At 60.6% G+C, this 25,520-nt stretch carries 24 protein-coding genes; all 24 read right to left on the bottom strand.

The features are described 5' to 3' along the window. Window position 1 precedes the first annotated feature (1 nt). Window positions 2-1,978: a GNAT family N-acetyltransferase gene (locus tag JQN68_RS05195; RefSeq protein ID WP_225072796.1), complete on the bottom strand. Its 1,977-nt coding sequence runs from the start codon at window positions 1,976-1,978 to the stop codon at window positions 2-4. A gap of 17 nt (window positions 1,979-1,995) precedes the next feature. Further along, a complete protein-coding gene (locus JQN68_RS05200) occupies window positions 1,996-2,568 on the bottom strand; it encodes a thermonuclease family protein (RefSeq protein WP_225072795.1) in 573 nt (190 codons plus the stop codon). Window positions 2,569-2,650: 82 nt separating this feature from the next. Continuing rightward, window positions 2,651-3,487 (bottom strand): ATP-dependent sacrificial sulfur transferase LarE, encoded by an 837-nt coding sequence (gene larE, locus JQN68_RS05205; protein WP_225072794.1) that lies wholly within the window; start codon window positions 3,485-3,487, stop codon window positions 2,651-2,653. A gap of 196 nt (window positions 3,488-3,683) precedes the next feature. Continuing rightward, window positions 3,684-4,916: an LL-diaminopimelate aminotransferase gene (locus JQN68_RS05210; protein WP_225072793.1), complete on the bottom strand. Its 1,233-nt coding sequence runs from the start codon at window positions 4,914-4,916 to the stop codon at window positions 3,684-3,686. 49 nt (window positions 4,917-4,965) lie between these two features. Further along, window positions 4,966-5,769: a 4-hydroxy-tetrahydrodipicolinate reductase gene (gene dapB, locus JQN68_RS05215; RefSeq protein WP_225072792.1), complete on the bottom strand. Its 804-nt coding sequence runs from the start codon at window positions 5,767-5,769 to the stop codon at window positions 4,966-4,968. A gap of 30 nt (window positions 5,770-5,799) precedes the next feature. Continuing rightward, entirely contained in the window at window positions 5,800-6,681 is an 882-nt protein-coding gene (gene dapA / locus JQN68_RS05220; RefSeq protein WP_225072791.1) for a 4-hydroxy-tetrahydrodipicolinate synthase, read from the bottom strand. A 72-nt stretch (window positions 6,682-6,753) separates the two neighbouring features. Beyond that, window positions 6,754-8,007 carry a diaminopimelate decarboxylase gene (lysA, locus tag JQN68_RS05225; RefSeq protein ID WP_225072790.1) on the bottom strand — a complete coding sequence of 418 codons (1,254 nt, stop codon included), beginning with the start codon at window positions 8,005-8,007 and terminating at the stop codon, window positions 6,754-6,756. A gap of 104 nt (window positions 8,008-8,111) precedes the next feature. After that, complete coding sequence (locus JQN68_RS05230; protein ID WP_225072789.1) at window positions 8,112-8,873, bottom strand: fibronectin type III domain-containing protein; 762 nt, start codon at window positions 8,871-8,873, stop codon at window positions 8,112-8,114. A gap of 5 nt (window positions 8,874-8,878) precedes the next feature. After that, a complete protein-coding gene (argH, locus tag JQN68_RS05235) occupies window positions 8,879-10,270 on the bottom strand; it encodes an argininosuccinate lyase (RefSeq protein ID WP_225072788.1) in 1,392 nt (463 codons plus the stop codon). Between the two features lie 88 nt (window positions 10,271-10,358). Next, window positions 10,359-11,582 carry an argininosuccinate synthase gene (locus JQN68_RS05240; RefSeq protein ID WP_225072787.1) on the bottom strand — a complete coding sequence of 408 codons (1,224 nt, stop codon included), beginning with the start codon at window positions 11,580-11,582 and terminating at the stop codon, window positions 10,359-10,361. 97 nt (window positions 11,583-11,679) lie between these two features. Then, window positions 11,680-12,345, bottom strand: coding sequence for an RDD family protein (locus JQN68_RS05245; protein ID WP_225072786.1), 666 nt, complete (start codon window positions 12,343-12,345; stop codon window positions 11,680-11,682). A gap of 9 nt (window positions 12,346-12,354) precedes the next feature. Then, the gene (gene argF, locus JQN68_RS05250; RefSeq protein ID WP_225072785.1) at window positions 12,355-13,269 is read right to left on the bottom strand and encodes an ornithine carbamoyltransferase; all 915 of its coding nucleotides are present in this window, start codon (window positions 13,267-13,269) and stop codon (window positions 12,355-12,357) included. Window positions 13,270-13,330: 61 nt separating this feature from the next. Then, window positions 13,331-14,521: an acetylornithine transaminase gene (locus JQN68_RS05255; protein ID WP_225072784.1), complete on the bottom strand. Its 1,191-nt coding sequence runs from the start codon at window positions 14,519-14,521 to the stop codon at window positions 13,331-13,333. Next, window positions 14,521-15,408: an acetylglutamate kinase gene (gene argB / locus JQN68_RS05260; RefSeq protein WP_225072783.1), complete on the bottom strand. Its 888-nt coding sequence runs from the start codon at window positions 15,406-15,408 to the stop codon at window positions 14,521-14,523. Before argB ends, JQN68_RS05255 begins: the two co-directional genes overlap by 1 nt. Before the next feature lie 17 nt (window positions 15,409-15,425). After that, a complete protein-coding gene (hslU, locus tag JQN68_RS05265; RefSeq protein ID WP_225072782.1) occupies window positions 15,426-16,766 on the bottom strand; it encodes an ATP-dependent protease ATPase subunit HslU in 1,341 nt (446 codons plus the stop codon). Further along, window positions 16,763-17,296, bottom strand: a complete 534-nt coding sequence (hslV, locus tag JQN68_RS05270) for an ATP-dependent protease subunit HslV (protein WP_225072781.1) — start codon at window positions 17,294-17,296, stop codon at window positions 16,763-16,765. Before hslV ends, hslU begins: the two co-directional genes overlap by 4 nt. Before the next feature lie 182 nt (window positions 17,297-17,478). Beyond that, complete coding sequence (locus JQN68_RS05275; RefSeq protein ID WP_225072780.1) at window positions 17,479-17,823, bottom strand: cupin domain-containing protein; 345 nt, start codon at window positions 17,821-17,823, stop codon at window positions 17,479-17,481. A gap of 24 nt (window positions 17,824-17,847) precedes the next feature. After that, a complete protein-coding gene (gene alaS, locus JQN68_RS05280; protein WP_225072779.1) occupies window positions 17,848-20,496 on the bottom strand; it encodes an alanine--tRNA ligase in 2,649 nt (882 codons plus the stop codon). Between the two features lie 10 nt (window positions 20,497-20,506). Further along, window positions 20,507-21,013 (bottom strand): regulatory protein RecX, encoded by a 507-nt coding sequence (locus tag JQN68_RS05285; RefSeq protein ID WP_225072778.1) that lies wholly within the window; start codon window positions 21,011-21,013, stop codon window positions 20,507-20,509. Further along, a complete protein-coding gene (locus tag JQN68_RS05290; RefSeq protein WP_225072777.1) occupies window positions 20,967-22,109 on the bottom strand; it encodes a type IV pilus twitching motility protein PilT in 1,143 nt (380 codons plus the stop codon). Before JQN68_RS05290 ends, JQN68_RS05285 begins: the two co-directional genes overlap by 47 nt. 1 nt (window position 22,110) lies before the next feature. Next, a complete protein-coding gene (gene recA, locus JQN68_RS05295) occupies window positions 22,111-23,136 on the bottom strand; it encodes a recombinase RecA (RefSeq protein WP_225072776.1) in 1,026 nt (341 codons plus the stop codon). Between the two features lie 43 nt (window positions 23,137-23,179). Then, window positions 23,180-23,791 carry an RNA 2',3'-cyclic phosphodiesterase gene (gene thpR / locus JQN68_RS05300; RefSeq protein ID WP_225072775.1) on the bottom strand — a complete coding sequence of 204 codons (612 nt, stop codon included), beginning with the start codon at window positions 23,789-23,791 and terminating at the stop codon, window positions 23,180-23,182. After that, the gene (locus JQN68_RS05305; RefSeq protein ID WP_225072774.1) at window positions 23,791-25,041 is read right to left on the bottom strand and encodes a CinA family nicotinamide mononucleotide deamidase-related protein; all 1,251 of its coding nucleotides are present in this window, start codon (window positions 25,039-25,041) and stop codon (window positions 23,791-23,793) included. The genes thpR and JQN68_RS05305 overlap by 1 nt, the downstream gene beginning before the upstream one ends. A 17-nt stretch (window positions 25,042-25,058) precedes the next feature. Beyond that, entirely contained in the window at window positions 25,059-25,520 is a 462-nt protein-coding gene (locus tag JQN68_RS05310) for a phosphatidylglycerophosphatase A family protein (protein WP_225072773.1), read from the bottom strand.

The raw sequence follows: 25,520 nt of genomic DNA on the forward strand, positions 1-25,520 counted from the left end.
ATCAGTCGGCGAAAATGGTAAAGCCCGCCTCCGAATCATCCAGGGTGACAAGCAACCGCTCCAGTTCCGATATGGACATGGATGCCATCCTGCCGAGGGTGGTCGACTTCGTGGTGTCCAGATCCTGGCTGCAACGGTTGTGGGTGATGTTGTAAAACGATAACCCCTTGTCCTCTTTTAGGCCCATTTCCAACAACTTTTCTGCACCCTTCTGGAGCAGAAGCAATTTGTCCCGAAGGTCGTCGGGATTGTCGGCGGTCCAGACGCCCAGGCAGATGGGGCTGGCCAGGTTCTTTACATCGCCGATAAATTCTCCGCGCAGCAGCTGGTCCGACGATTTGCCGAGGTAAGGAACAAAATCCATATGCTCGGCAAGTTTTCTATCAGTTGCAAAGAAGTGTCCATTTTCCGGATCCAAAGTGAATATGATATTATAGTTCAGTGCTTGTCCGTAGCTTTTGAAAAGCATGCCCTTATATTCATCGAAGTCAAAATTTTTCTTCAAAAACCTCTCATTTCTCTTGATCCTTTTCGTGATTGCCAAAAGCCAGGTCTTGATAATTTGGTTTTCGATTCGACACTTGTTCAAATCGGTTTCGAGTTCCAGATGTTTTTTGGTGCCAAAGCGATAGCTCAACATATTTCTGAAAATATCTCTGACATTGTTATATTGGGCGAACTGGTATATCAGGTCATAGCTAAAAATTTCCATTTGTCGCAGCTGCCAAATAAAAATAGCGACTTGGGTTCTTGGACTATTGACGCTAATGCCAATTTTTTCGGTCTTTTTTAACAACTCTATAAACGCCGACTCTTTATTTGATAAGTAAATAGTGTTGCTGGTTGTGCTTTTTTTCAGGTTGATTATCCAACGTGTGAAATGATTTTTGCGGCTTTCAACCTTTATATTGTTGGCGCCAAATGTTGAGAAAATCTGAATTGTACCCAGCCCTTCTCCTGCATTATCCTTTTTTGTAGTCTTTCCGACAAAGTCCGGAAGAAAATCTTTGTCAACTCTTAACCTTTCTTCGTTGATACCAATGCCATTGTCCTGAATGGTCAGTCGCACATAATCGTTGTTGTCCCTCAGATCAATGATGATGATCCCTTTGCGTTCAGCTTCATCGATGGCATCAATGGAATTGGAAGCGAGGTTGATTAAGGCTCGACTGAATTTTAAATAGTTGCCGACCACAGGAGAAATTTTCGGGCCCAGGTTAATCCTTATTTCACATGGGACCTTGGCGGATTCAATAAAAGGAATTAGCCTGTCGGTGATCAGTTCCTTGATGTTGACATTATGCGTGTCGAGTAGGCGATCTTCGTAAAGATTCAACGTGTTTAATAGGGCTGTCGTTTCCCGATTGATGTCTTCAACCACCTTGTTGTAATTGTCCACCGATAATATCGATGTCATATCGAATAAAACTTTTAAGGACTTTTTCACGTCATGACGAACCTTGCCCAATTCGTCGGCGATGGAATGCGACGTTTCTTTAACCTTAAGGCATTTTTCACGAATGGTTTTCGCAAGGGCAGACATCTTTAAAAACTTCATCTTTTTGTTGACGATTTTTTCGTCAACCTTGAAGCCTTTATTCGAAAAAAATTCTATGGTTGATATCAGTTTCTCCCATACAAAAAGGTAAACATAAGCATCATCTGGAAGATCACTGGCAAGAGTTTCGATGAACGCCGAGCCAATGCCTTTTCCTCTGCCAAAAGGACTGGTGACCTGTTGATAAAGATGATAGCGTTGTCGAGAGGGATTTGAATAAATTAAAAAATAACCAAGTATTTCCCCCTCTTCATCCCAGACGTAACTATGGCGGTAATCGATATCCAGAGATTTTTCAAGGATGAAGGGTGATGGAACCAGGACTGTATCGATATTCAAAAAGGGAATTTTTTTGATTCGGGCTTCATCTTCTGGAAGAAGACAGCGGATATATCGAAAATCATCTCTGATATTTGACATGTTCAACACCATGTTGTTTATGGATGGGAGTCTATTGGGATTGGGAGAGTTTTTCCGTCCAGTGGGACGGAAGATTCCCATAATCCAACAGCCTTGCGGCGCGCCTGACGCTCAATTTGAAGGAAATCCATTTTAAGCTGAAAATCAAAATGGCGATACACAATTGCTAGGCCTTTCTCCAAAAGTACCCGGTTGGCAAGTCGACCATCCGGCATCACCACGTAGGCCAAAAGGCGCCCGTATCTGTCCCTGGCCGGCGCCTCCACGAGGAGGGAGACTTCTTGCCCCTTTATTAGCTCCTCGAGGAATTCCTTGCCAACGGCGTGCATCGGCCGGAGCCTGATCGAATCAATCCCCAGTTTGAGGAAAAATCGATCGCGATGATCCGGTTGCCTTTCCGGCGCGTCGATGCCCCGCAGGCGAACCGGACCAATGCCGGCGACGTGGATAGTGTCGGCATCGTACACCCACAACACCCGGGCGGTGAGAGTACCTGTTTCGGCGAGGCTGGTGCGGGACAACAGCAGCAGGCCGAGCAGGATGGTGGAACACAATCTGAGGATGTTTCGGTGGTCGGCAGGCCCTAACATTTCCATTTTCCGGCAGGGGCTATTGAGTTGAAAGTGGATTTGCAACCCTCGGCATGGTCCTTTTTCGCCAATGACGCTGGCATCAGGAAAAGGATGCTTCACCCGGAGTTAGAGCTTCGGGAAGGTTTTGGCTGCCCATCCGGTAGCCAGCCAAATCCAGCGTGACAAAACGAAATCCCGCCGCATTGCAAGCAGCCAGGAGTGTTGTTCGAACCGGTTCCTTGAGCAGGCGCTGAAAGTCCCGGCGGCTTACTTCCAGGCGCACCAAATCCCCGTGATGACGTGCCCGACTGCCGATGAAGCCGTTCTTCCGCAATGCCTCTTCACAAACTTCGACCTGGTTCAAACGCTCCAGGGTGATGGGCATGCCCGCGACAATCCGGGTTGCCAGGCAAGAGTCGGCCGGCTGGTTCCAGTTTGGCAATTTCAGTGTTTTGGCGAGATGCCGGATTTCAAGTTTGGTCAACCCCGCCTCCAGCAAAGGCGACCGAATGGCCAATTCGTTCGCCGCCCGGCGGCCTGGGCGATAATCCTGGTCATCATCGCCGTTGCTGCCGTCATGCAGACTGTGGATGCCGTGTTCGCGGGCCGCCTGCAAAGCCTTGGAAAAGAGCAGGCGCTTGCAATAATAGCAGCGCTGGGCGTCATTGCGAACCACATCCTGGTTCTGCAATACGGCGCAAGGCACCAACACTTGGCGACTGCCAAGCTGTTTGGTCAGCATTTGGGAGCGTTTGCGATCAAAGCTCGGCAGCAAGGGAGAGACAACGGTAACGGCAAGCACCCGGCTGGGCCCCAGGGTATCAAGTGCGGCTTTGAGCAGCAGAGTGGAATCGATGCCCCCGGAAAAAGCGATGGCGATCAGGTCTTCCCTGCGAAGGATATCCAATAGCGCTGAAAACTTGCCATGGGCGAGCATTGAGTCCATTTTCCGGAGGTGGTGCGGCAGTTCAGTCCTACAGTGATGGTGTGATGAGGTGCCGCACGGGCGGCATCAGCCTCAGGATAACAATGGTTGCGAGCCGGGGAAAGGATTATTTGCGGTGAAAGTGAGGCGGAGCGAATCCGGACTCGCGGACGAAAAAAGGGGCGGTTCATCGACCGCCCCTTTGGCATCAAGCAAGTTTGGATTGAATCCGGCCGATGGCCTCGATGACTTGGACGCGATCGCCGAAGGCGGAAAGACGGAAGAAGCCTTCGCCGCTTGGTCCAAAGCCGCTGCCAGGTGTGCCGACGACGTGGCATTCGGTCAGCAGTTGGTCGAAAAATTGCCAACTGCTCAGCCCGGTCGGCGTTTTCAGCCAGATATAGGGTGCGTTGACGCCGCCATAGACGGTCATACCGGCCTTCTGCAGGCCCTCGCGAATCAGGCGGGCATTCTCCATGTAATAGTCGATGATCTGCTTGACCTGAGGCCAGCCCTCATCGGAATAGACCGCCGCAGCGGCCTTTTGAACCGGGTAGGAAACGCCGTTGAATTTGGTTGATTGACGACGGTTCCAAAGTTTGTTGAGGGAATAGACCTCGCCGTCGGCGGTCCGAGCCATCACTTCTTCGGGCACCACGGTCAACGCGCAACGCACGCCGGTGAAGCCGGCGGTCTTGGAAAAGCTGCGGAATTCGATGGCGCAACGCTTGGCGCCCTCGATTTCGTAGATGGAGTGGGGAATGCCAGGTTCGGTGATGAACGCTTCATAGGCGGCATCGAACAGAATGATGGTGTCGTTGGCCAGGGCGTAATCCACCCATTTCTTGAGGTCTTCACGACTGGCCACGGCACCGGTGGGATTGTTCGGATAGCACAGGTAGACGATATCCATCTTTTCCGTGGGAATGGCCGGGGTGAAGCCGTTCTCCTCGGTGCAGGGCAAATAGACCATGCCCTGGTAGTAGCCCTGCTCGTCGGCTTCGCCGGTGCGGCCGATCATGACGTTGGTATCGTTGTAAACCGGGTACACCGGATCACAGATGGCGACCGTGTTGTCCAGAGCGAAGATGTCGAGGATATTGGCACAGTCACACTTGCTGCCGTCGGAAATGAAGACCTCGGAGGTTTTCAGGTCGACACCCAGCGGCCGGTAGGATTTTTCGATGAGGGTATCGATAAGGAATTCGTAGCCCTGTTCCGGACCGTACCCCATGAAGGATTCCTTGCCGGCCAGATCGTCCACGGCCTGATGAAAGGCCTTGAGGAGGGCCGGAGGCAGGGGTTGGGTGACGTCACCGATGCCGAGACGGATGATTTTCGCAGCGGGATTGGCTTGGGCGAAGGCTTTGACCCGCCGGCCGATTTCCGGAAACAGATAGCCGGCTTTGAGCTTGAGATAGTTGTCGTTGATACGTGCCACAGAGTTCTCCTTAATTGTCTACATAGACACCGGGATGACAGGTGCGAGTTTACTTCAGGCCGAGAATATCCTGCATATCGTAGAGGCCGGGCGCTTGCCCGGCGAGCCATAGTGCGGCCCGCATGGCGCCCCGGGCAAACATGTCGCGGCTCATGGCGCGATGCGTGATTTCGATGCGCTCCCCCATGCCGATGAAATAGACCGTATGCTCGCCGACGATATCTCCGCCGCGGACAGTCTGCATGCCGATTTCGTCATGGGTGCGGGCACCGCACATCCCTTCGCGATGATAGACCGCACTGGCCTGATAATCGCGGCCGAGGGCATCGGCGACGATCTCACCCATGCGCACGGCGGTGCCGCTCGGCGCGTCCTTTTTCTTGTTATGATGCAGTTCGACGATTTCGACATCGAAACCGTCCCCCAGTACCTTGGCCGCGTCCTTGAGGATCTTGAAGCAGGCATTGACGCCGACGCTCATGTTGGGTGCCAGCACCACCGGAACGGTTTGAGCGAATCCTTCAACCTGGGTCCGTTGTTCCGGGGTAAAGCCGGTGGACCCGATGACGATGGCCTTGCCCAGACGAGCGCAGGCAGCCAGGTTTTGCAGCGATACCTCGGGGAAGGTGAAATCGATGAGGATGTCGGCTGCCTGCAAAACCCGGTCTCGATCAGCGCACACGATTACGCCGAGAGGCCCGCAGCCCGCCAGGCTGCCGGCATCCTGGCCGAGTCGGTCATGGGTGTGGTGCTCCAGGGCGCCGGTAAGCTGCAAACCCTCGGTTTCCTGAATGGCGGCGATCAGACGGCCGCCCATACGTCCGGCTGCACCGTTGACTGCAATGCGGATCATGGTTCCTCCCTATTTGTTGGTCGTCTTCCGCTAGCTGTCCAGCAGGCCGTGACGTTGGAGAACCTCGGTCAGTTTCGCCAGGTTTTCGGGCTGCAGGGGCACCAGCGGCAGGCGCAGATGCGGGCCGCATTTGCCCATCAGGGCCGCGGCGGTCTTGACCGGGGCGGGATTGGACTCGATGAACATGGTCTGGTGCACTTCCAGCAACTGCAGATGGATCCGGCGAGCGTCTTCCCAGCGACTTTCGCGGATGGCCACGACCATGGCCTTGACCTGAGCCGGCATGATGTTGGCGGTTACCGAAATGACCCCTTTGCCGCCGCAAGCCATCAAGGGCAGGGTGAGGAAATCGTCGCCGGAGAACACATCGATTTTGTCGCCCGCCTTGGCGATGATCTCGCTGGCCTGGGTGAGATCCCCGGAGGCTTCCTTGATGCCGATGATATGGGGAATTTCGGCCAGGCGCACCGTGGTGGCGGCGGTCATGTTCATGCCGGTGCGACCCGGGACGTTATACAGTACCTGGGGGATGCTCACCTGCTCGGCGATGGCCTTGAAATGCTGGTAAAGGCCCTCTTGGGTGGGCTTGTTGTAATAGGGTGAAATAAGCAATACGCCGTCGGCACCGATCTGCTTGGCCTGACGGGTCAGTTCGATGGCTTCGGTGGTCGAGTTGGAACCGGTGCCGGCCAGGACCGGAACACGCTTGTTGACCTGCTCGACGCAGGCACGAATAACCTGGCTGTGCTCCCCATGGTCGAGGGTCGCGGATTCTCCGGTCGTGCCGACCGGAACGATTACATCGGTGCCGTTCGCAATCTGAAACTCGACGAGTTGGCGAAAGGCATCCTCGTCCCATCGCCCGTCCTCCTGGAAGGGGGTGATAATGGCAACCATGGATCCTTGAAACATGATAGGGGCCTCCCGTGAATTGAGGGCGCCGCTGCCGCCGTGACAGGCCGGCGGCAGGCGGCAAGATGGGGTTTACAGTCCGGCGGGTATTTGTTCGCCCCGAATCAGGTCGGCGAAGGACTCGCGCTCGCGCACCACCAGGATCTGGTCGCCTTTGACCATGATTTCCGGGACCCGGCAACGACTGTTGTAGTTGGAACTCATGGTAAAACCATAAGCGCCGGCCGAGGTGACGGCCACCAAATCGCCCTGCCCAAAATCCGGAACTTCCCGATCCTGAGCGAGGAAATCTCCGGACTCACAGATGGGGCCGACTACATCGGCCAGCATGGTGCCGGTGGTGGAGCGCTCCACCGCTTCGATACCCTGGTAGGAACCGTACAGGGTGGGGCGGGTCAGGTCGTTCATGGCCGCATCGACGATGACGAAGTTCTTGGCTTCTCCATGTTTTACATACAACACCTTGGTCACCAGAATGCCGGCATTACCGGTCAGAACCCGGCCCGGCTCGAAAATCAGGGTCAGATTCAACCCGCGGGTGGCGGCGATGATGGCCTGGGCGTAGTCGGCGGGGCTGGGCGGCTCTTCGTCCTTGTAGGTAATGCCGAGTCCGCCGCCGAGATCCAGATAGCGGATGGCAAAACCCTCTTGCTGCAGAGATTCCACCAGTTCCCGGACCTTGGCGATGGCATCGACGAAAGGCGAGAGTTTGGTCAGCTGGCTGCCGATATGGCAGTCGACGCCGATGACTTCGAGGTGCGGCAGTTGTGCCGCATGCCGGTAGTCCTCCAGGGCGCGCGCAATGTTGATGCCGAACTTGGCCTTTTTCATGCCGGTGGAAATATAGGGATGGGTCTGCGGATCGACGTCCGGATTGACGCGGATGGCGATGCCCGCCTTCTTGCCCAACTGACCGGCGACGCGGTTGATGGTCTCCAGTTCCTGGGTCGATTCGACATTGAACATCAGGATGTCCGCTTCCAGGGCGGCCGCGATTTCCTGCTCGGTTTTCCCAACGCCGGAATAGACGATCTTGCGCGGATCGCAGCCGACCTGCTGGGCGCGGAACAGTTCGCCGCCGGAGACGATATCGAATCCGGCGCCGCCGTTCACGAAGGTCTTCAGGACCGCCAGGTTGCTGTTGGATTTAATGGAATAGCAGACCAGGTGTGGTACCGAGGCGAAGGCGGCGGTGAACGTCGCCAAATGGTGGCTGAGGGTGGCGTGAGAGTAAAGATAAAACGGGGTGCCGACCTGCTCGGCAATTTTTCTGACCGCGACCTGCTCGCAGTACAGATCGTTGCCTTGGTATTGAAAGTGGTTCATGCCAATTTCTCCTGTCGTTTCAGTTCATGGAAGACTTTGATTTCAGAAGGTAATTAAGGTTTCAACGCTAACACAGCCGACCTTGAATGTCAAAATGCCGCGATTCAGGGGGTGGCCACCACCGCCCGAGACAGGTTGCTTTCCACTTCCCGGTCCTGCTGGCGGACCAGGCTGCGAACGGCATACAGGTAGGTGATGCCCGGTTCCGCGTCGCGGTCTTCAAACCCGACTTCGCTCAGCGGCGCCCGGTTCAGAGGAGCCGTAACAAAGGGGCGCCCGGGACGGCGTCGGTAAACATTGTAGCCGAGCAATTCCATACCTGTCGGCAGGTTGGTCACCGGGGCCCAGGTCAGTTGCAACTGGCCGTTGAGTCCCTGCGCCTGCAGTCCTTCGGGAGCGGGAGGCACCGCGACCAGGGCAATGCGCTCCACGACGGACGCCCCGTCCTGGCCCCAGCGATTGAAAGGCACAATGCGGTACTGGTAGCCCTGGCCCGCGGTCAATCCCGTATCGGTGCTGAAGTAGCGACCGGCCATGAATTGCGTCTCCCGCAGGTACTCCAAGTCGATTTGACGCAGGACCACCGAGGTGTCACGGCAATCGGGGCAGTCCTCCGTCGGATCATAGGTCATGCGCAGGATGCGGAAGCCGGCCAGGTCCGTCAGCAGGGATCCGTCCTGGTTGGCCCGCGGCGCCGACCAACTCAGCAGCACTTGGTCCCCCTGCTGGCGCAGCACCAGTTGTTCCGGTGCGGCAGGCAAAGGTTGGCGCTGAGGACGTACCGGTCCCTTGCGACCGCAGCCGGCGGCCAGGGGCAGGGCGAGAAGCAGCAACACGGCGATTTTCCAGCAACGCGACGGGTTCATGGCAATCAGTTCCTTGACCGGTGGGCCCGTTCCTGCCTGGCCCGCGCGATTTCCCGGGCGACCGCTTCTCTAGCCGTGCCGCCGGTGGCGCGCCGGGCGTCCACGGAAGCCTCCAGGGTGATGTGAGCGAAAATGTCCTCCTCGATGGCCGGGCTGAAGGACCGGAACTCGTCCAGGGACAGTTCTTCGATGAGTTTGTTCCGCTCCAGACAGTAGCGCACGGTTTTGCCGACGATTTCGTGGGCATCGCGAAAGGGGATGCCCTTGCGCACCACGTAATCGGCGACATCCGTCGCGGTGGAGAAGCCTTTGGCCGCCGCCAGTCGCATGGCTTCCGCCCGGACTTTCATCTCGGCGATCATGGCGGAGAAAATTTTCAGGCTGCCCTTGACCGTGTCGATGGTATCGAACAGGGGTTCCTTGTCTTCCTGCATATCTTTGTTGTAGGCCAAGGGCAGGGCTTTCATGACGGTCAGCAGGCTCATGAGGTTGCCGTAGACCCGCCCGGTTTTGCCGCGCACCAGTTCCGGGACATCCGGATTTTTTTTCTGCGGCATGATGGAGCTGCCGGTACAGAAACCGTCCGACAGTTCTATGAAGGCGAAGTCGGCACTGGACCAGAGGATCAGTTCCTCGGCCAGGCGCGACAGGTGCATCATGATGATGGCGCCGGCGCTGCAGAACTCCAGGGCGAAATCCCGGTCTGAAACCGAGTCCAGGCTGTTGCGGGTCACGCCCGAAAATCCAAGTTGCTCGGCGACATACTCCCGATCGATGGGAAACGTGGTCCCGGCCAGGGCGCCGGCCCCCAAGGGCATGATGTTGAGCCGTTCAGCCAGGTCCCGGAGCCGCCCGGCATCGCGCTGCAGCATTTCATAGTAGGCCATCATGTGATGGGCGAAAAGAATTGGCTGGGCGGTCTGCAGGTGGGTGTAACCCGGCATGATGACGCCGAGGTTGGCCTCCGCCTGGTCGAGGAGGGCCTGCTGGACATCCGCCAGGTGGTCGGCCACGGCCCGAACTTCGTCGCGCAGGTACAGCCGCACGTCCAGCGCCACCTGATCGTTGCGGGAGCGCGCGGTATGCAGTTTGCCGCCGACGGATCCGATGCGCTCGATGAGCCGCGCTTCGATGTTCATGTGGATGTCTTCCAGGCCCACGGAAAACTCGAACCGGCCCTGCTCGATGTCAGCCAGAATGCCTTCCAACCCGGCGATGATGGTCTCTGCCTCATCCGCGGCGATGATGCCTTGCCGGGCCAGCATGCGGGCGTGGGCCATGGAACCCTGGATATCATAACGGTAGAGGCGTTGATCGAAATCGATGCTGGCGGTGAAGGCCTCGACAAAGGCATCGGTGGGTTGGGTGAAGCGGCCGGCCCAGGGCTTTTTGCTCATGATTCAACGTGCTCCGTAATGTGCGGTGGTTGCGGCGAACGGCCCGGCTTTCCAATGAAAGCCGGGCCGGCGATCGAGAGGGCGCGAATCAGCAGCCGCGCTTTTTCATCATCTGGCTGCGAATGCGCAGACGCAGGGCATTGAGGCGGATGAAGCCTTCGGCATCGGCCTGGTTGTAAACCTGATCCGCCTCGAAGGTAGCGACTTCCGGGTCGAACAGGCTGTCCGTATCGGATTTGCGCCCGACCACCCGGCAGTGCCCTTTGAAGAGTTTGACCCGGGCGACGCCGTTGACGGTCTGCTGGGTTTGGTCGATGAGGGTCTGCAGGGCTTCCCGCTCCGGTGCGAACCAGTAGCCGTTGTAGACCATGGTGGCGTAGCGCGGGATCAGAGAGTCACGCAGATTGAGCACCTCGCGGTCCATGGTAATCTGTTCCACACCGCGGTGGGCTTCCTCGAGAATGGTGCCGCCCGGGGTTTCATACACGCCCCGGCTCTTCATGCCGACAAAACGGTTTTCCATGATGTCGGCCCGACCGATGCCGTGTTTGCCGCCCAGGGCGTTGAGATGCGCCAGCAACTGGGCCGGCGACAGGGCCTCGCCGTTAATGGCTACCGGGTTGCCGCGGTGGAACTCGATCTCCACATATTCCGGCTGGTCGGGAGCCTGTTCCGGATTGACGGACAGCAGGTACATGTCTTCCGGCGGCTCGGCCCAGGGATCTTCCAGGATGCCGCCCTCAAAGGAGATATGCAGCAGGTTGCGGTCGCTGCTGTAGGGCCGGGCTTTGGTGACCGGTACCGGAATGCCATGTTTCTCGGCATAGGCGACCAGGGACTCGCGGCTGTTCAGAGTCCATTCACGCCAGGGAGCAATGATCTTGATGTCCGGTTTGAAATGGAAATAGGTCAGCTCGAAGCGGACCTGATCATTGCCTTTGCCGGTAGCGCCGTGGGAAACGGCATCCGCCTCTTCCGCCAAGGCGATTTCCATCTGCTTTTTGGCGATGAGCGGTCGGGCGATGGAGGTTCCCAGGAAGTAGCGGCCTTCATAGACGGCATTGGCGCGGAACATGGGAAAGACAAAATCGCGTGCGAATTCCTCGCGCAGATCTTCGACATAACATTTGCTGGCGCCGGTATTGCGGGCCTTTTCGGGGATGCCGTCGAGTTCCTTGCCTTGGCCGACATCGGCGGCAAAGCATACGACCTCGCAGCCGTATTCTTCGATGAGCCAACGAACGATGATGGAGGTGTCCAACCCTCCGGAATAGGCCAGTATCGCCTTTTTTACAGCGCCCTTTTTCGACATGAAGTCAACTCCTTGTTCAATATGATGAATGACGCCGTGCCGGTATGCGCGGTACAGCGTAATGCGAAGGTGGTGTGAGTCCCTGCCCGACCACCGGTCAGATGCGGATCACGCAGCTATCCGCCAGCTTGTCGTGGAGGCCCTGTTTGCGTTCGTCGAACACCACCATCAGGTAGCCGATGCCGAGCAGGATGCCGGACAGAAATTTGCCGGGTACTTCGCGGAGGGCGGCACGGCCATAGGTCATGTCGCTGCCGTCGCTGCGCACGACCTTGATGTAGAGCGCCATCTTGCCCGGCGTCTGCCCGCAACTGCCGGTAAACACAACATAGTAGGCCATGCCGATGGCGGAACTGAACAGCCAGGTGAGCAGCAGGCCGGGCATGGCGGCGGGCACCTGCCAGACACTGTTGAACACACCGCTGACTCCGCCCAACAGCACGGACAAGGTCACCTTGGCAATGCCCACCAGGATGGCATCGATCATGGCCGCCGCCACCCGCAGCCAGAACCCGGCATAGGGCGGATGGCTGACGGTGGTCAGCCCGGGCCCTCCCTGAGAGGGATTGCGCACCTGCGAATCGGATGCCGGCGGCCTGTCCGGAGTGCCGGTCGTCGTCGCGGTATCCGGCGCCGATGGTTCCGTGGCCTGCAGACGGAACGCTTGGCCGCAGCAGGGGCAGGTGGCCCGGTTGGTGCCGGCAGGAATGCTCTCGTCCGGCACGTCTTGGCTGAAACCGCAGTGGGGGCAGGTAAGGACCATGACCGTGGTCTACTCGCGGGCCATCAGTGTCGCCATGATGGCCTTCTGGACATGGAGACGGTTCTCGGCTTCGTCGAACACCACGGAATGATGGCTTTCGATGGCCTCGTCGGTAATTTCCTCGCCGCGGTGGGCCGGCAGGCAATGCAGGATGATGCACTCCGGATCGGCTGCGGCAATGACCGCAGCGTTGATCTGGAACCCGGCAAAGGCCTCCATGCGCCGCGCCTGTTCCGCTTCCTGGCCCATGCTGGCCCAGACGTCGGTATTCAACACCTGCGCGCCGCGGGCCGCTTCCAGCGGGTCGTTGTGGTAACTGATGCGGGCTCCGAGCTTTGCCGCCCGCTCCATAACGGAAGCGTCCGGCCGGTAAGCTTCGGGTGTTGCCACCCGCAATTCGAATCCGAACACCGCCGCGGCATTGATCCAGCTGTTGGCCATGTTGTTGCCGTCCCCGATCCAGCAGTAGATCAGATCCCGATAATTTTCCTTGTGCTCGATAACGGTGAACAGGTCGGCCATGACCTGGCAGGGATGGTACAGGTCCGTCAGGCCGTTGATGACCGGAATGCTGGACCAGCGGGCCAGTTCCTCCACGCTTTCCTGGGAAAAGGTGCGAATCATGATGCCGTCGACGTAACGCGACATGACCCGGCCGGTGTCCTTGATGGGTTCCCCGCGGCCCATCTGGGTGGTGCCGGAGGACAGAAACAGGGCGTGGCCGCCCAACTGGTACATGCCGACTTCAAAGGACACGCGGGTGCGGGTGGAGCTTTTTTCGAAGATCATGCCCAGGGTTTTGCCCTTGAGCAGGCGGTGCTTCTTGCCTTGTTTCTGCTTCGCCTTCAACTCGCGGGTGAGTTCGAAAATCTGTTCGAGCTCTTCCCGGCTCCAGTCGGCCAGGCACAGGAAATCCTTTTTCACGGTCAATCCTCCTGATAAAAATGATGCCGGAACGTGGCATGTCGAATGCCACGCCGATTCATCAGATGCGGTCCAAAATGGCGTCCAGAATGGCCAGCGCTTCGTCGATCTCGGCCTGGGTGACGGTTAACGGCGGCAGGAAGCGCAGTACCGTGCCGGCCGTACAGTTGATGAGCAATCCCTGTTGCAGGGCCTGCTGGACGATGTCGCCGCCGGAAATGCTCAGTTCCATGCCGAGAATCAGGCCGCGACCACGCACTTCCTTGATGAAGGGGAAGCGTTGGCGCCGCTCCTCCAATCGCCGGCGCAGGTAGTCGCCCATGGCCCGGCAATTTTCCAGTACGCCGTCTTCGATAAGGGCGCGCATGGCTGCCAGGGCCGCGGTGGTCATCAAGGGGTTGCCGCCGAAGGTCGAACCGTGGCTGCCGGGTCCGAAATATTCCGCCACCGGTTCGGTGGCGACCATGGCACCGATGGGCGGACCGCCGGCCAAAGCCTTGGCCAGAGTCATGATATCCGGTGCCACCCCCTCATGCTGGTAGGCGAACAATTCGCCGGTACGACCGCAACCGACCTGGACCTCGTCGTAGACCAGCAACAGGTTGCATTCATTGCAGATGCGCCGTACTTCGGCCAGGTAACCGGAGGGCGGCACGTTGACGCCGCCTTCGCCCTGTACCGGTTCCAGCAGCACGGCACAGGTGTGCTCGTTGACGGCGGCGCGCAGGGCCGCGGCATCGCCGAAGGGCACGTAGCGGAAGCCGGGCACCATGGGCGCAAAGCCGACCTTGACCTTGTCCTGACCGGTGGCGCTGATGGTGCCGATGGTGCGGCCGTGAAAGGAGGCCAGAGCGGTAATGACCTCGAAGCGATCGGCGCCGAAACGCTCGGCGCTGTATTTGCGCACCAGCTTCATGGCCGCTTCGTTGGCCTCGGCGCCGCTGTTGCAGAAGAACACCCGGTCGCCGAAGGAATGCTCGCAGAGCAGTTCGGCCAGTTCGATCTGACTGGGGATGTGAAAGTAGTTGGAGCAGTGCAGCAGCCGGGCGGCCTGCTCCTGCAGGGCCGCCACCACCTTGGGATGGCAGTGGCCGAGGTTGTTGACCGCCACCCCGGCCAGAAAATCCAGATAGCATTTGCCGTCCGCGTCCCACAACCGGCAGCCCTCGCCCTTGACGGCCACCAGCGGATAGCGGGCATAGGTGCGGGCGATATGTTGGTCTCCCCGGGCAATCCAGTCTTGCGATGTCATTATGCAAACCTCCCCACGGCGGTGCCGATGCCGCGATCGGTGAAAATTTCCAGCAGACAGGCATGTTCCACGCGCCCGTCGATGATGTGTGCCGTATGCACCCCTTCGCTGATGGCATCGATGCAGCAGTTGAGCTTGGGAATCATGCCGCCGAAGATGGTGCCGTCGTTGATGAGATCCGGTACGCGTTGGGTGTCGATGGTCGATATCAGCCGGCCGTCCTTGTCCTTGACCCCCTCCACGTCCGTCAGCAGGATCAGTTTCTCGGCCTTGAGGGCCCCGGCGATGCGGCCGGCCACCAGGTCGGCGTTGATGTTGTAGGTTTCCCCTCCCAGACCGACGCCGACCGGTGCGATGACCGGAATGAAACCGCTGTCCTCCAGGGTCCGGATGATTTCCGGATGGATCTGCTCGACCTCGCCGACCAGCCCGACATCGATGATCTCCGGCGTCAGGGTATCGGGGTTGAGGGCGGTCATTTCCATCTTGCGGGCCACGATCAGGCGTCCGTCCTTGCCGCTCAGGCCGACCGCGCGGCCGTCATGTTGGTTGATGTTGGCGACGATCTCTTTGTTGACCTTGCCGCCCAGCACCATCTCCACCACATCCATGGTCGCCTGATCGGTGACGCGCATGCCCTGCACGAATCGGGACTCCTTGCCCATGGCCTTGAGCACTTCGCCGATCTGCGGCCCCCCGCCGTGGACGATGACCGGGTTGAGGCCGATATATTTGAGCAGCACCACGTCGCGGGCGAACTCCCGCTTGAGGCGCTCGTCGACCATGGCGTGACCACCGTACTTGATGACGATGGTGCGGTTGGCAAAGCGCTGGAGGTAGGGCAGCGCCTCCATCAGGATGTTGGCCTTTTTGATCAGTTCTTCCATGGGCGTAATCATTCCTGTCAGAGAATATAACGGGACAGGTCCTCGTCCCGGGCAATGTCGGCCAACTGTTCGCGCACAAAGGCGACATCGATGGCAATCCGACGCTCGCGATGTTCCGGGGCGTCGAAGGAAAGCTGTTCCAACAGTTTCTCCATGACCGTATGCAGGCGGCGCGCGCCGATGTTTTCCGTGCGGTCATTGACCTGGGTGGCGATGCAGGCCAGTTCGCGGATTGCCTCGGGGCTGAATTCGAGCTGGATGCCTTCGGTGGCCAGCAGCGCCTGGTACTGACGGATGAGGGCGTTTTTCGGCTCCGTCAGGATCCGGAAAAATTCTTCCTCGCCGAGACTTTCCAGTTCCACCCGGATGGGAAACCGACCCTGCAGCTCCGGAATCAGATCCGAAGGTTTGGCGATGTGGAAGGCGCCGGCGGCGATGAACAGGATATGATCCGTCTTCACCGGTCCGTACTTGGTGTTGACGGTGCTGCCCTCGACGATGGGCAGGATGTCGCGCTGCACCCCCTCCCGGGAGACATCCGGGCCCTGCCGGCCCTGGCTGCCCGCCACCTTGTCGATCTCATCGATGAAGATGATGCCGCTCTGCTCCACCCGCTCCCGGGCCAGGGTGTTGACCTTGTCCATGTCCACCAGGCGCTCGGCTTCCTGATCGATGAGGATCCGGCGCGCTTCGGCGACTTTGATGCGGCGCCGTTTGGACTGCTTGGGAAACAGGTTGCCGAACATCTCCTTGATGTTGATGCCCATCTCCTCGGTGCCCTGGGGAGTGAAAATCTCCATCATGGGCATTTTCGTTACCTGGGTCTCGATCTCTACCGTGCGATCGTCCAGGCTGCCCAGGCGCAGCAGCTTGCGCAGTTTTTCCCGGGTGCCCCCCTCGCCGGCGGCGGCACTGCGATCGCCGGCTTCCTCCGCATGGGGCGTCGCGGGTAGCAGCAGATCCAGCAGGCGCTCTTCCGCCAAGTCTTCCGCCTTGATGCGGACCTGCTGCGCCTCTTCTTCGCGGACCATGATGATGGCCAGATCGACCAGGTCGCGGACCATGCTTTCCACATCCCGTCCGACGTAGCCGACCTCGGTGAATTTGCTCGCCTCGACCTTGATGAAGGGCGCCTGGGCCAATTTCGCCAAGCGGCGGGCGATTTCCGTCTTACCGACCCCGGTGGGGCCGATCATGATGATGTTTTTCGGCGCGATTTCGTCGCGCAGTTCCGGCGCCACCTGCTGGCGACGCCAGCGATTGCGCAGGGCCACCGCGACGGCGCGCTTGGCGGCTCTCTGGCCGATGATGTAGCGGTCCAGTTCGGACACGATTTCGCGGGGCGTGAAGTTGCTCAAGGCAGGCTCTCCGCAACGATCCGGTCGTTGGTATAGATGCAGATTCCGCTGGCGATGCGCAGCGCCTCTTCGGCCAGTTCGCGCGCCGGCAGGCTGGAATGGCCGGCCAGAGCCCGGGCGGCAGCCAGGGCGAAGGGGCCGCCGGAGCCGATGGCGGCAATGCCGTCATCCGGTTCGATGACGTCGCCGGCCCCGGACAAAACCAGGGTATTCGTCGCATCGGCGACGATGAGCAGCGCCTCGAGTTTGCGCAGGATTTGGTCGGTGCGCCATTCCTTGGCCAACGCCACGGCGGCTTTGGGCAGGTTGCCGCGCGCCTCCTGCAGCTTGGCTTCGAATTTTTCAAACAAGGTGAACGCATCGGCGGTGCTGCCGGCGAAGCCCGCCAGGACCCGGCCGTCATACATGCGGCGGATCTTGCGGGCGCCATGCTTCATGACCGTGTTGCCGAGGGTCACCTGGCCATCGCCGGCCATGCCCACGGCATCGTTCCGGCGCACGCAGACGATGGTGGTGCCGCGTAGTTCCATGGCGTTGTCGCTCTCAGAAAAGGGCGGAAAAATAGGGCTTATGTTAGCACACCGGGTGGTAAAAAAAAATGCAAAATGCCGCCCTGGGGCGGCATATTTCGCGGAACAAAACCTGTACGTCGCCCCCGGGCGGGGGGGCGTTCCCTCACGAGGGGCGTCGAACTGCACGGAAGATGGAGCAGCTACTTCAACGGCGGGGAAAAGATGGCCAGCAGTTCGACCGGTTCGTCGCCGATGTTTTTCAGGCCGTGCTGCAACCCCGGCGGTGCCACGATGCAGGAACCGGGACCGCAGCGGTGCTCCTGGCCGTCGATGGTGCACAGCGCCTCGCCCCGCAGCAGGTAGAAGGTCTCCGTCCGCCCCTCGTGACAGTGCAGCCGGATTTCGCCGCCGGCTTCCACCCGGCCGCGATGCAGGGACAGATCCGGATTGTCCCCGGCCAGGACCAGGTCGCGGAGAAAAAAACGCTCGTGTTGCGGATGGGGATACTCCGCCTGTTCCACGCTGTGGATGAGATGGCCTTTCATGTATTGCTCCTGTTACGCTGGCGTTCAGTTCTGCAGGGCTTGTTCGATCAGCGCGGGAACCGCCGCCAGGGCGGCATCCAGTTGCTCCGGACGGCTGCCGCCGGCCTGGGCGAGGTCCGGGCGTCCGCCGCCACCGCCGCCGACCATGGCGGCCAACTCTTTGATCAAAGCTCCGGCCTGCAGGCGTTTGGTCAGATCCTTGCTGACGCCCACCAACAGACCGGCCTTGCCGTCGTGGGCGCTGCCCAGCACCACGATGCCCGACGGCAGACGATCGCGCACCTGGTCGGCCAGTTCGCGCAGGGCCTTGCCGTCCAGGTTGTCGACCCGGGCGCAGACCACCGGAACGTCGGCCACCTTGACCTGCTGCCGCAGCAGGTTGCCGGCCTGATCCGCGTTCAGCCGGCCGTGCAGGGATTCCAGTTCGCGTTCCAGTTCCTTCTGACGTTCCAACAGTTTGCGCAGGCGCAGTTCCAGTTGCGGCCGGTCGGTCTTGATCAGGGCGGCCAGATGATCCAGGGTGCGCTCCTGGTCGCGTACCACTTCCAGGGCGCGGACGCCGGTCACCGCTTCGATGCGGCGCACGCCGGCGGCAATGCCCGTTTCCTGGAGAATCTTGAACAGGCCGATGTCGCCCGCAGCCCTGGCATGAGTGCCGCCGCACAATTCCATGCTGATATCACCGACCCGCACCACCCGGACGCGGTCGCCGTACTTCTCGCCGAACAGGGCGGTGGCGCCGGCGGCGACGGCTTCCTCGTGGGACATTTCTCCGGTTTCGACGGCGGCATTTTCCCGGATGCGCAGATTGACCAGGTTTTCGACCTGCTCCAGTTCCTCGGCGCTCAGGGCGGAGAAATGGATGAAGTCGAAACGCAACCGTTCCGGCGTGACCAGGGAGCCTGCCTGCTTGACGTGATCGCCGAGCACCTCGATGAGGGCGGTCTGCAGCAGGTGAGTGGCGGTATGGTTCAGAACCGTGGCCTGGCGCCGCTCGCCATCCACGGTCAGGGTCGCCGTGGCGCCGGTGCGCAAGGTGCCGGCGGTGATGACGCCGATATGGACCAACAATTCCGGCAGGGGTTTGCGGGTGTCGGAGACCTCAACCTGGGCCTCGGCGGTGGCGAGGGTGCCGCGATCGCCGGTCTGGCCCCCCGATTCGCCGTAAAAGGGCGTGGCCGAGGTCACGATCTCGACCCGGGCGCCGGCCGGTGCGCTGGAAACCGGTTGCCCGTCCAGGAGAATGGCGAGCACCTCGCCCTGTCCGGTCAGTTGCTCATAGCCCGAAAAGCGGGTACGACGGCCCTCTTCGACCAGTTGCCGATAGACGGCGGCTACCGCCTCCTCGCCGGAGCCCTTCCAGTGCTCGCGGGCCTTCTGGCGCTGTTCCTCCATGCAGGCCTCGAAACCGTCTTCATCGATGGTGACGTTTTCGCCGCGCAGGATGTCGGCCGTCAAATCCAGAGGGAAGCCGAAGGTGTCGTAGAGCTTGAAGGCGATGTCGCCCGGCAGGACGCCGGCGCCGGCCGCCTTGAGACGCTCGACCTCCTCGGTCAGGATGCGCAGGCCGTTGTCCAGGGTCTGGATGAAACGCTCTTCCTCGAGTTTGACGATTTTCGCCACGTAGTCGGTGCGCTGGGCCGGTTCCGGATAGGCTTCGGCCATGGATTGCAGAACGTAGGTGGCGGTGCGGTACAGCACCGGTTCGGCGAAACCGAGCATCTTGGCGTGGCGGGCGGCCCGGCGCATGATGCGCCGCAGGACGTAGCCGCGCCCCTCGTTGCTGGGCAACACACCGTCGGCAATGAGAAAGGCGGTGGCGCGGCTGTGGTCGGCAATCACACGCATGGACATGTCGTGAGCGGCATCGTCACCGTAGCGTTTGCCCGAGAGTGTCTCCACATGGCCGATGATGCCGCGCAGCAGGTCGCAGTCGTAGTTGCTCTGCACTCCCTGCATGACGGCGGTGATGCGCTCCAGGCCCATGCCGGTGTCGATGGAGGGCTTGGGCAGCAGGGTCAGGGTGCCGTCGGCAGCGCGATCGAACTGCATGAAAACCAGGTTCCAGAGCTCCAGAAAACGGTCGCAGTCGCAGTCGCCGATCCCGCACGCGGTGCCGCAGGACATGCTGTCGCCCTGGTCGATGAGAATTTCGGAGCAGGGGCCGCAGGGGCCGGTATCGCCCATGGACCAGAAGTTATCCTTTTCACCCATGCGCACGATGCGTTCCACCGGCACGCCGATGCGATCCCGCCAGATATTGTAGGCTTCATCGTCTTCGCGAAATACGGTGACCCAGAGCCGGTCTTTGGGCAGGCCCATTTCCACGGTCAGAAATTCCCAGGCGAAGGCGATGGCCTGATCCTTGAAATAATCGCCGAAGCTGAAATTGCCGAGCATCTCGAAAAAGGTGTGGTGCCGTGCGGTCTGACCGACATTTTCCAGATCGTTGTGTTTGCCGCCGGCGCGCACGCACTTTTGGGCCGATGCGGCACGAACGTAATCGCGTTTCTCGCGACCGAGAAAAACATCCTTGAACTGGTTCATGCCGGCATTGATGAACAGAAGGGTCGGATCCTGATGGGGAATCAGCGGCGAGGAGGGTACGACGGTGTGGCCGTGTTTCTCGAAATATTGGAGAAAGCGGGTGCGGATCTGGTTTCCGGTGAGCATGGGCCTGTTGTTACCTTTCTTCCTGGAAATATTGGTACAGCAAAGCGGGGGCGAAACCGCGTCGCGCCAGGTACTGAAAAACCCGCCGGCGCTGACGCTCATCGGCGGTTTGGAAGTCGAAGCCGGGAAAGCGCCGCCGGCAGATTTGCCGCAGCAGTTCCCGAGGGTCGAATTCGTCCTGCAACTCTTCCAGAACTTCGCGAGCCACGGCCTCTTCGACCTGACGGTTGCGCAGGTCCGCCAGCAGGGCCGCACCGACGGCCCGGCCGTCGTTCAGCAGCTGGCGGGCCCGCTGGCGGGCAAAGCGGCGGTCATCCAGGTAGCCGTATTCCCGGCACCGCTCCAGCGCAGCCAGAATGTCCGCTTCACTGTGCCGCTGCCGGCGCAGGCGCCCGGCCAACTCCGCTTCGCTGCGATCGCGCACCGCCAGGAGGCGCAGGGCCTGCTCCCAGGCGCCGGCCGGCGCGCCTTTAACCTGGCGCGTCGGCCGGTTGTTCGTCTTCGGCGGATTTGCCAAAATCGTCCCAGCTGAGGTCCGAGGTCGACGAGATGCCCGACGCCTTGAGTTTGAAATCGTCGGGGTTGGAGCTCTGGCGAATGGCCTCGTCGAAGGTAATCAACTCGTTGCGGTACAGGCCCATCAGGGACTGGTCGAAGGTCTGCATGCCGTAGGACACGAAGCCCTGCTGGATGGCATCCCGCAACAGCTTGGTTTTTTCCTTGTCGTCGATGAGATCCCGGGTGCGGGCGGTGGAAATCATGACCTCCACCGCCGGGACCCGCCCTTTGCCGTCGGCTCGCGGCACCAGGCGCTGGGAGATGACCGCCCGCAGGATGCCGGACAGCTGGGAGCGGATCTGGCGGTGCTGATGGGGTGGAAACACCGACACGATACGGTTGATGGACTCCGGTGCATCGATGGTGTGCAGGGTGGCCAGCACCAAATGGCCGGTTTCCGCGGCGTGCAAGGCGGTTTCCACCGTTTCCAGGTCGCGCATTTCGCCGACCAGAATAACGTCCGGATCCTGGCGCAGGGCGTGTTTCAGAGCCGCCGGAAAGCTGTCCGTGTCACTGCCGACCTCGCGCTGGTTGATGATGCATTTCTTGTCGCGATGCAGAAACTCGATGGGGTCCTCGACGGTGATGATATGTTCGGTGCGCTGGCTGTTGATGAAATCGATCATGGCCGCCAGAGTGGTCGATTTCCCCGAGCCGGTGGCGCCCGTGACCAGCACCAGGCCGCGCGGTTCCATGGCGATCTTCTTGATTACCGGCGGCAGATTGAGCTCGTCCAGGCTCGGGCAGCTGAAGGGGATGACGCGGAACACCATGCTCGCCGAGCCGCGCTGGGAAAAGATGTTGACCCGGAAACGCCCCATGCCGGGGACGCCGTAAGCCATGTCGACCTCGTGGGTCTCCTCGTACTGCTTTTGACGGCGCGGGCCCATGATGCCGTAAGCCATGTTGCGCACCGTGTCGGCATCCAGTCGGTCGGCCTTGGGCAGGGGACGCAGCACGCCGTCGATGCGGTAGACCGGCGGCAGGCCCGACTTGATATGAATATCCGACGCCTTGGCCTTGAGAGCAACGGTCAGGATTTCATTCAGTTCCATGTCATTCCGCCTCTTCCACGGCAACCGGAGCGCTCTTCAAACCGACGTGTTCCAGCAACCGTTGTTCAATGGCCCGGCAGGTTTCCGGATGTTCGCGCAAAAACTGCTTGGCGTTCTCCCGGCCCTGGCCGATGCGTTCGCCGGCGAAGGAATACCAGGCCCCGCTTTTTTCGACGATGTCGTTGGCCGCCGCCAGATCCAGCACATCGCCTTCCCGGGAAATGCCCTCGCCGTACATGATGTCGAATTCCGCTTCTTTGAAGGGCGGCGCCACCTTGTTCTTCACCACCTTGACCCGGGTGCGGCTGCCGATGACGTCCTGACCCTGTTTGAGAGTGGCGATCTTGCGGATATCCATGCGGACCGAGGAGTAGAACTTCAGGGCATTGCCGCCGGTGGTGGTCTCCGGGTTGCCGAACATGACGCCGATCTTCATGCGGATCTGGTTGATGAAGATCACGCAGCAACGCGATTTGCTGATGGTGCCGGTGAGTTTGCGCAGGGCCTGGGACATGAGGCGCGCCTGCAGGCCGACATGGGCATCGCCCATTTCCCCTTCGATTTCGGCCCGGGGCACCAGGGCCGCCACCGAATCGATGACCAGGATGTCGATGGCCCCGCTGCGCACCAGCACCTCGGTGATCTCCAGGGCCTGTTCCCCGGTGTCGGGCTGGGAGACCAGCAAATCGTCGGTGCGCACGCCGAGTTTGCGGGCATAGTGAATGTCGAGGGCGTGCTCGGCGTCGACGAAAGCGGCGATGCCGCCCTTCTTCTGCGCTTCAGCGACGATATGCAGGGCCAGGGTGGTCTTGCCGGAAGACTCCGGGCCGTAGATCTCGATGATGCGGCCGCGCGGCACCCCGCCCACGCCAAGGGCGATGTCGAGGCTCAGGGCACCGGTGGGAATGGTTTCGATGTCCGGAACGATGGCATCTTCCCCCAGGCGCATGATGCTGCCTTTGCCGAACTGTTTTTCGATCTGGCCCATGGCCAGGTCGATGGCGCGTTCGCGATTATTGTCGGTCATGGTCTCATCATCCTTTGGAGTGAAATGGGGTTGCGGCCATCCTTCACAGGTTTTGCCCCGGTGCGGACCCGGAGAGCATGACGGTCCGGCGCGGCAGGTGAACGGCGCCCTGCGGGGTCAGGCGGCTTTCGTACAGCACCAGGCGGTCCAGCAGCAACGAACCGGGGTAGCCGGCCGGCAAGGATTGCAGGGCCGTCATCAACTGCGGTTCGCTCTGCCGCAGTCGGGCCAGGGTCAGATGCGGCTTGAAGGGTTTATCGTCCCAGGCAAGGTCCCGTTGCCGCAATTCCCGGGTCAGGGCGGCTTGCAGGGCAGCCAGGGATTGACCGCCCTGCAGGCCGAGCCAAACCACCCGCGGCCGGTTCGGTCCGGGAAAAGCCCCCAGGCCGCCGGCGCGCACCGTCAGGGGGGCAAATGAATCTCCTATCGATAGCATAGCCTTCCCCAGCTTTTCAAGCTCTTCTTCAGGAATTTCGCCGAGGAAGGCCAAGGTCAGGTGCAGGCTTTCGGGGCGTGCCCAACGGATCGCAGGCCGGACGCGCCCCAAGGCCGCAGTCAGGTTGGCCACCCAGTCCAGAAACGGCTGCGGCAACGGCATGGCGATAAACGCCCGAATCCTTCCGGCAGAACCGTGGCCGGGGGCGCCGTCGGGCATCAGTGGACCTCCTCTTGCACGGCGCAGAGATAGCGGCGCAGCCATTCGAGGGCCATGCTGGCGGCCATCAGGCGGATTTTATCCCGGGAACCGTTGAACCGATAACCCTGGACCTTTTCTTCGCCCGGCGCCGCCATGGCCAAAAATACCGTGCCGACGGGTTTGTCGGCGCTGCCCCCGGTCGGTCCGGCAATGCCGGTGATGGCCAGGCCGATATCGCTGCCGGCGGCTTCCCGCACCCCGTGCGCCATGGCCAGGGCACATCCCTGGCTGACCGCACCCTCCCTGGCCAGCAGGTCCGCCGGGACCAGCAGCCAGTCCTGCTTGGCCCGGTTGCTGTAGGTCACGGCCGCCCGTTCCAGAAACGCCGAGGCGCCCGGAATGTCCGTCAGCAGTTGACTGACCATCCCGCCGGTACAGGATTCCGCCAGGGCCAGGGTCAATCCGGCATCGGTCAGCATGCGTCCGACATTGCCGGCCAGGGTTTCCTGGCCGGTTCCGAACACGTAGGGAGCCAACTGCCGGCGGGCGTGCAGTTCGGCTTTGTCGAGCAGGTCTTCGGCCTCCGGGCCGCCGGCCCGCAATTTGACCAACACGAAGGGGTATTCGACGCCGAACCCGAGGCAGACACCTGTCGGCAGGGGGTGGCCGTTAAAGCGCTCTTCGACCTTGGGCTCGGAAAGGCCGAACACCTTGAGGATGCGTTCCTGGCGCGGCGGTACGCCACCGCTCAAGGCATCAAGGCGCGGCAGGACCGTGGCCTCCAGCATGGCGGCCATTTCTACCGGGACGCCGGGCAGAAAAAACAGTTCGCAGTTGCCGCAGCGCATCTGGAAGCCGACGGCAGTGCCGAGGGGATTGGGTATCAGTTGCGCCTTTTGCGGCAGCAAGGCCTGCTTTTCATTGCGGGGATGCATCTCCTGGCGGCGCTGCCGGAAAAATTCCCGGATCTGCCGCAAGGCTTCATCGTTGAGGGCCAGGCGCCGGTCGAAGGCCTTGGCGGCGGCACGGGCGGTAAGATCATCCTCCGTCGGGCCGAGGCCGCCGGTGACGATGATCGCCTGGCGCCGTCCGGCCAGGTCGCGCAGGGCCTGCATGATTTCTCCTTCGTCATCGCCGACGGAGCGCGCTTCGCGCAGCAGATAGCCGTGGCCGCCGAGCACCTGGGCGATGCGCATGGTGTTGGTATCGGCCATTTCACCGTTGATCAGTTCGTCGCCGGTGGTCAGGACGGCAAGGTTGAGACTCATGGTTCCCTCCATCAAATTCAGCCGAGTGTGCCAAGGAATTGCAGCCACAGGCGCAGGGCCAGGGCGCCATACAGGCCGGCTACGACATCATCCATGACGACACCGATGCCGTTTTTCATTTGTTGATCGAAATATCGCGCCGGCGGCAGCTTGACGATGTCGAACACCCGGAAAAAGACGAAGCCGGCCAAGGCGTTGTGCCAGGAAAAGGGCAGCAGGGCGACGGTCACCAGGTAGCCGACCAGTTCATCGATGACGATGCGGCCGTCATCGACCACGCCGAAGATGCGCCCGGCGCCATCGGCCACCCAACAGGACAGCAGCAGCAGGGCGGTCCAGGTAAGCAGGTATAGTTCCGCCGGCATGGCGGCCAACAGGGCGAAGGCGGGAATACCGGCCAGGGTGCCCCAGGTTCCTGGCGCCCGGGGCAGGTAGCCGAGGCCGCCGTTGGTGGCCAGCAACAGGATGAATCGACGCAT

This window comes from Desulfuromonas sp. CSMB_57 (genome assembly GCF_020194955.2).
In the GTDB taxonomy this organism is placed as follows: Bacteria; Desulfobacterota; Desulfuromonadia; order Desulfuromonadales; family Syntrophotaleaceae; genus JAFCIY02.

Coding starts and splice junctions, on each gene's coding strand:
- JQN68_RS05200 (WP_225072795.1), bottom strand. CDS start 2,568: ATGTTAGGGCCTGCCGACCACCGAAACATCCTCAGATTGTGTTCCACC.
- JQN68_RS05310 (WP_225072773.1), bottom strand. CDS start 25,520: ATGCGTCGATTCATCCTGTTGCTGGCCACCAACGGCGGCCTCGGCTAC.
- JQN68_RS05230 (WP_225072789.1), bottom strand. CDS start 8,873: ATGAACCCGTCGCGTTGCTGGAAAATCGCCGTGTTGCTGCTTCTCGCC.
- dapB (WP_225072792.1), bottom strand. CDS start 5,769: ATGATCCGCATTGCAGTCAACGGTGCAGCCGGACGTATGGGCGGCCGT.
- JQN68_RS05245 (WP_225072786.1), bottom strand. CDS start 12,345: ATGGTCCTTACCTGCCCCCACTGCGGTTTCAGCCAAGACGTGCCGGAC.
- argB (WP_225072783.1), bottom strand. CDS start 15,408: ATGGAAGAACTGATCAAAAAGGCCAACATCCTGATGGAGGCGCTGCCC.
- larE (WP_225072794.1), bottom strand. CDS start 3,487: ATGCTCGCCCATGGCAAGTTTTCAGCGCTATTGGATATCCTTCGCAGG.
- JQN68_RS05305 (WP_225072774.1), bottom strand. CDS start 25,041: ATGAGTCTCAACCTTGCCGTCCTGACCACCGGCGACGAACTGATCAAC.
- hslV (WP_225072781.1), bottom strand. CDS start 17,296: ATGGAACTACGCGGCACCACCATCGTCTGCGTGCGCCGGAACGATGCC.
- lysA (WP_225072790.1), bottom strand. CDS start 8,007: ATGAACCACTTTCAATACCAAGGCAACGATCTGTACTGCGAGCAGGTC.
- thpR (WP_225072775.1), bottom strand. CDS start 23,791: ATGCCCGACGGCGCCCCCGGCCACGGTTCTGCCGGAAGGATTCGGGCG.
- JQN68_RS05240 (WP_225072787.1), bottom strand. CDS start 11,582: ATGTCGAAAAAGGGCGCTGTAAAAAAGGCGATACTGGCCTATTCCGGA.
- recA (WP_225072776.1), bottom strand. CDS start 23,136: ATGACCGACAATAATCGCGAACGCGCCATCGACCTGGCCATGGGCCAG.
- JQN68_RS05255 (WP_225072784.1), bottom strand. CDS start 14,521: ATGACATCGCAAGACTGGATTGCCCGGGGAGACCAACATATCGCCCGC.
- alaS (WP_225072779.1), bottom strand. CDS start 20,496: ATGCTCACCGGAAACCAGATCCGCACCCGCTTTCTCCAATATTTCGAG.
- JQN68_RS05195 (WP_225072796.1), bottom strand. CDS start 1,978: ATGTCAAATATCAGAGATGATTTTCGATATATCCGCTGTCTTCTTCCA.
- dapA (WP_225072791.1), bottom strand. CDS start 6,681: ATGTTTCAAGGATCCATGGTTGCCATTATCACCCCCTTCCAGGAGGAC.
- JQN68_RS05275 (WP_225072780.1), bottom strand. CDS start 17,823: ATGAAAGGCCATCTCATCCACAGCGTGGAACAGGCGGAGTATCCCCAT.
- argH (WP_225072788.1), bottom strand. CDS start 10,270: ATGAGCAAAAAGCCCTGGGCCGGCCGCTTCACCCAACCCACCGATGCC.
- JQN68_RS05290 (WP_225072777.1), bottom strand. CDS start 22,109: ATGGAACTGAATGAAATCCTGACCGTTGCTCTCAAGGCCAAGGCGTCG.